The sequence below is a fragment of the Micromonospora arida genome, assembly GCF_003857035.1.
GTDB classification, from domain to species: domain Bacteria; phylum Actinomycetota; class Actinomycetes; order Mycobacteriales; family Micromonosporaceae; genus Micromonospora; species Micromonospora arida.
This window is the reverse complement of sequence record NZ_QGSY01000311.1, coordinates 1-5492: the sequence shown is the minus strand read 5'-3', so window position 1 is coordinate 5492 and position 5492 is coordinate 1. Positions and strand designations below refer to the sequence as shown.

Below are 5492 nucleotides of genomic sequence, written 5' to 3'. Positions count from 1 at the left end.
GGATCACCGGGATCGCCGGGCTCGTCGTCCCAGACGCTGCAGTCGGGTTGGTCGGGTGGGCAGCCCGCGCCCGGGTCGGCCCGTAGGGCGGCGGCGGCCGGCGGGGCCGCACTGACTACCAGCAGGAGCGTGAGGCCGAGGCCGGCGAGCACCCGTCGGGTCGTCGCGGCCCGGCTCAGCACGGCTGGTCCCGGTGCGTCGCACCGTAGTTGATCAGCCAGCGACCGTCGGGATAGCGGGTCGCGGTGGCGGTGGAGAGGTGTCTGCCGCCACCGCTGCCGGGGACCGAGCGCTTGTCCTTGGCGTAGACCAGCCGGTAGCCGGTCGTGTCCAGGCAGTCCTGGATCTCCACGGTGGCCGGCTTCGCGTCCAGGCTGACGGCGGTCACGGACGGGTCGGACTTGAACGTCCCGGTACGCATGGCACCGTGCTCCTTAGCCTCGCGAATGGACACCCGCACCCGAGTCAAAAGTGGATCACCGAGGAATCGGGACAGTTCCGGCAGGCGCGGATCACTGCGCAGGCCCGCCGTGCGCGAGGCCGCGAGATATCCGGAGTACGCGTCAAGTGCCGCCTTTTCGGCAGCGCGTCGTTCGACGTCGGAATCGGTCCGGGGGTCGTTGTCGCGGGCTTCCGTCGGCCGTTCGACCGTTTCTCGTCCGCTGGCGCAGGCGGTGACCGGCATCGCCGCCACGCCCACCAGCAGGCAGATTGCCGCTCTTCTGAGCTGCCGTCCGCGCACCGTCGAGCCTCCTCGTGGTCGCCCGGGGCGGTGACGGTTCACCGCCGCCGGGCATGCGGAAGCGCGCCCGGATCAGCACATCCGGAGCCGTTCATTGCGCTTCTGCATTCACCGTTACGGATCTTTTACAAATTCGGGGTCCTGTGTCGTCCGATGGTGAAGGTGAGGCTTGCGTCACACCCAAGGGGCGAGCATAGGCTGACGCTCGCCGATGCAACAGAGGCAATTCAAGTGAACACTCAGCGTGATGACAGGTGGTGGTGGCGGGTGTCCACACTGTGCCCCGGGCAATGGGCGAGCGAACTGTCGTTATTGATGGGGCGTCGCCGGGCCGGATGGGTTCACCGGAGTCGCGCCATCGGTCGCGGGAGTGGGACATCGCGGTCTCATCCCGGCATTCGACCGGCGTCGGCACCCTGTCGGAGGGTTGTTCCGCCCAACGGCACGCCTGCCTCGGAAGCGGTCGAAAGCACCCGCGCAGGCTCCGGTCGGCAGGTCGCTTTCTGCGCCATCCGCTACACCACAGCGAGCGCTCAATCACGATCCGTGTTCACCATCGGGGGGAAGTGTCCGACCGCTATGGAGGCGACATGGCGCTGACCGACCCTCCGGCGGCCGTCCCCGGTCGGGAAGACCCACCCGATCGGAGCCTGGCACCCCCGCCGTCCGGTGCTGTGACGAAACCCGCAAGCCAGACAACGCCCGCTCTGCCGCGTGAACGACCGGCGGGCCTCGCCTCGGCCTTGGGACGCACCCGGGTCTCGACAGTGTTCGCGATCCTCGCGATCAGCCCGCTGATGCGGTTGGCCGCGCTGCGTTATGCCGTACCGCCGGGTCTGCCCAGCCGGACCGGCTGCGACGCCTGCGGCGCGCCGGTCGGTCTGACCCACCCCTGGCCGGCGCTGGGCCCGGCAGCCAGGTGCGGTCACTGCCGCGCCCGGGTCGGCCCACCGCCGGCCACCGTCGAACTGGCCGTGCTCGCGGCGGCGGTGCTGCTGGCGCTCGCCGGTCCGCCGGGCGGGGCGCTGCCGGCGCTGATCTGGTGGCTCGGCTGGACCATCCCGGCGATCCTCGTCGACCTGGCCGTGCACCGGTTGCCGGATCGGCTCACAGTGCCCGCGGCGGCCGGCACCTGGCTGCTGCTCGGCGTGGCCGCGCTCGACGCCGACCCGGAGCACTGGCTGCGCGCCGTCATCGGTGGCGCCGGGCTGGCGTTCTTCTTCGCCAGCACCGCGGTGCTGCTCGGCCGCCGCGGCTTCGGGCTTGGCGACGCCAAGCTGGCGCTCAGCGTCGGCGCGCTGCTCGGCTGGTACGGCTGGCCGGTGCTGCTGTTCGGGCTGGTACTCACCTTCGGGCTCTCAGCCCTGGTGAGTCTGGGTCTGCTGGCCACCCGCCGCGCCAACTGGAGCACCCACCTGCCGTTCGGACCGTTCCTGCTGATCGGCACAACGGCCGCCCTCCTACTGGCGACCTGACCCGCCTTCGCCGCCTCGGCCCACCAAGATCGCGCTCGATCCAGGATCTGGTGGTGTCGGTCGCGATGGAGGCCACTACGACCAGGATCGAGCGCGATCTTGTCGGCGGGGCGCGCGGCGAGAGGGCGTCGGTGGTCAGGGGCGGGAGCGGCTGGCCAGTTTGGGGCCCGGGCTGTCGGGGCGGTTGGCCCGGCGGCGGAGCACCTCGCTGGTCGGGCGGGCCAGCAACGGGGTGGCCACCACGGCGACCAGGGCACCGAACAGCACGCCCGCGATCACGTCGTGCGGGTAGTGCACGCCCACGAAGACCCGGGAGAAGGCACCGAGCGCGGCCAGGGGCAGCGCGATCAGGCCGAGTCGGCGGGAGAGCAGCAACGTGGTGACCGCCAGCGCGCCGGCGATGGTGGCGTGGTTGCTGGGGAACGACCAGTCGCCGGGGGGTGGGCAGGCACCCGCGATGATCTCCCGGCCGATGGTTCGGCACGGGCGGTCCTCGTCCACCACGGTCTTGAAGAACTCACTTCCCACGTACGCCAGAAGGGCCGGCACCGGCGCGATCAGGGCGAGTGCCCGGTCGTGCGGGCTGCCGGACCAGCGGCTCAGCGCGGCCATCACCAGCAGCGCGCCGAGCAGCAGGATCACCCCCTCGGTGGCGTGTCCGACGAACCACTGCACCGGCTCTGGGCTGCTGGCGGCGGCGTCGACGACGTCGCGGTACCACTCGGCGCTGATCTCCGGAACGTCCGTGCTGCCGTTGTCGAGCATGCATCACCTCACTTCACGTTCATACCCCGTTCACCCTGGGAACACCCTAGGAACCCGCCAGAGGGCACTGCTCCTGTCGAAGGTCGGGTGGGCTGCACGACCTTCGTCCAGGATTCGCACAGCCAGCTCTGGTTGCCTGATGCAGGAGGACGTCGACATTCACAGGAGGCTTCGTGCAGACCGGTTCGGCCACCGAACAACCGCAGTCCACCGCCGCAGCGGACGGCGAGACCTGGCGGATCCGGCGGACCGAGGCCGACCTGGACCGGCTCGGCGAGACCGAGTCGATCTTCGCGTTGGGCAACGGGTGGATCGGCTGGCGCGGGGTGCTCGACGAGGGTGCCCCGTGCGGGATGCCGGGCAGTTACGTCAGTGGCTTCCACGAGCGGCGCGAGCTGAGCTATCCCGAGGAGGGGTACGCGTTCCCGCCGGCGAGCGACACCGTCATCAGCGCACCGAACGCCGCACTGATCCGGCTCTGGGTCGACGACGAGCCGTTGGATCTCCGGACCGGGACGCTGCGCAGCCATGAACGGGTGCTCGACCTGCGTACCGGCGTGCTGCGCCGGGAGACCGAGTGGATTTCACCGGCCGGGCGGGGCGTACGCATCCGCAGCACCCGGTTGGTGTCCCTGCCGCGTCGCCCGGTGGCCGCCGTCCGGTACGAGGTCGAGCCGTTGGACACCCCCGTCGAGCTGCGGGTCTGCTCGGATCTGCTGGCCAATGAGAAGGTGCCGGAGCGTTCGGACGACCCACGGGCCGCCTCGGTGCCCACCGACCCGCTGACCGCCGAGACGTACCGTGCGACAGGCCTCGACGGGGTGCTGGTGCACCGCACCGAGCGAAGCGGCCAGCGCGTCGCGGCTGCGGTCAGTCACCTGTTGGAGGGGCCGGGCACGGTGACGACCAGTGGTGACTGCACCCCGGACCGGGTACGGCTGACCGTGACGGGTCGCCTGCACCCGGGGGAGCGGTTGCGGCTGACGAAGTTCGCCGCCTACGAGTGGGCGGCGGTCGACGCGACGCCCGCCGACGAGTTGGCCGCCCTGGTCGCCGCCGAGGCGGACGCGGCGCGCGCGGACGGCTTCGACGCCCTGCTCACCGACCAACGCGCCGCCCTGGACGCGGCCTGGCAGGTCGCCGACGTGCAGCTCGACGGCGATCCGGAGCTTCAGCAGGCCGTTCGGTTCGCGATGTTCCACCTGATCCAGGCCGGTCGTCCGGACTCCGAACGGACCATCTCGGCCAAGGGGTTGACCGGCAACGGCTACGACGGGCACGTCCTCTGGGACACCGAGAGCTACGTCCTGCCCGTGCTCACCTACCTTGCCCCGGCGGTGGCCCGATCGGCGCTGAGGTGGCGGCACGCCCACCTGCCCGAGGCGCGGGAACGGGCCGCCGAGCTGCGGTTGACCGGCGCGACCTTCCCGTGGCGCACCATCGGCGGCCGGGAAAGTTCCGGCTACTGGCCGGCGGGCACCGCCGCGCTGCACGTCAACGCCGACATCGCCGACGCGGTGCTGCGCTACCTGGCGGCCACCGACGACCAGCGGTTCCTGGCCGAGGCGGGGCTGGAACTGCTGGTGGAGACCGCCCGGCTCTGGCACGGCTTCGGCCACTGGTCGGACGAGGGCGACTTCCACCTGCACGGGGTGACCGGCCCGGACGAGTACGCCGCGCTGGTCGACGACAACGTCTTCACCAACCTGATGGCGAAGCGCAATCTGCGCGGCGCGGCGGACGCCGCCGAGGGGCATCCCGAGCTGGCCGACCGGCTCGGCGTGGACCGCGACGAGGTGGCCGGCTGGCGGGCCGCCGCCGACGCGATGGCCATTCCGTACGACCGCGAGCGTGGGGTGCACCAGCAGGCCGCCGGCTTCACCGAACAGCCCGAGTGGGACTTCGCGAACACCGGCGACGACGACTACCCGCTGCTGCTGCACTTCCCGTACCTGGAGCTGTACCGCAAGCAGGTGGTGAAGCAGGCCGATCTGGTGCTGGCCATGCAGCTCTGCCCTGGTGAGTTCACCGCCGACGAGAAGGCCCGCAACCTGGCCTACTACGAGGCCCGCACGGTCCGCGACTCGTCGCTGTCGGCGGCACCGCAGGCCGTGCTGGCCGCCGAGGTCGGGCACCTGGATCTGGCGTACGACCTGTTCGCCGAGTCGGTCCTTCAGGACCTGGCCGACCTGGGCGACAAGACCGCCGACGGGCTGCACCTGGCCTCGCTGGCCGGCGCGTGGCTGGCGCTGGTGCAGGGCTTCGGTGGGCTGCGCGACGACCGGGGGGTGCTCTCCTTCGACCCCCGGCTTCCGCGCCGGATCGACCGGCTGGCGTTCAGCCTGCGCTGGCGCGGCCACCGGCTGCGGGTCACGTTGACTCCGGCCGAGGCCCGCTACGAGCTGCCCGACGCTGCCGCGGATGCCGAGGTCGAGCTGTGGCACCACGGCGAGTCGCTGCGGGTCACCGGCGCCGAACCGGTCACCCGGCCGATGCCGCCGGTGCCCGAC

At 71.5% G+C, this 5492-nt stretch carries 4 protein-coding genes and 1 pseudogene; 2 read left to right on the top strand and 3 right to left on the bottom strand.

Features of this window, described 5'->3' with window-relative positions; genetic code table 11:
* Together DLJ58_RS34345 and DLJ58_RS31075 are read right to left on the bottom strand one after the other, a co-directional pair.
* A pseudogene (locus DLJ58_RS34345) lies at nt 1–182 on the bottom strand (hypothetical protein); the annotation flags it as partial.
* A complete protein-coding gene (locus tag DLJ58_RS31075; protein ID WP_124861957.1) occupies nt 176–742 on the bottom strand; it encodes a hypothetical protein in 567 nt (188 codons plus the stop codon). The gene DLJ58_RS31075 and the pseudogene DLJ58_RS34345, both read right to left, overlap by 7 nt.
* 797 nt (nt 743–1539) lie before the next feature.
* On the opposite strand from DLJ58_RS31075, the gene DLJ58_RS31070 reads away from it, so the two are divergent.
* Nucleotides 1540–2217: a prepilin peptidase gene (locus tag DLJ58_RS31070; protein WP_124861960.1), complete on the top strand. Its 678-nt coding sequence runs from the start codon at nt 1540–1542 to the stop codon at nt 2215–2217.
* A gap of 135 nt (nt 2218–2352) precedes the next feature.
* On the opposite strand, the gene DLJ58_RS31065 is transcribed toward DLJ58_RS31070, so the two are convergent.
* A complete protein-coding gene (locus DLJ58_RS31065) occupies nt 2353–2982 on the bottom strand; it encodes a phosphatase PAP2 family protein (protein ID WP_124861954.1) in 630 nt (209 codons plus the stop codon).
* Nucleotides 2983–3155: 173 nt separating this feature from the next.
* Between DLJ58_RS31065 and DLJ58_RS31060 the strand changes: the two genes are divergently transcribed.
* A partial coding sequence (locus tag DLJ58_RS31060) for a glycoside hydrolase family 65 protein (RefSeq protein WP_148098023.1) occupies nt 3156–5492 on the top strand: 2337 nt, incomplete at its 3' end.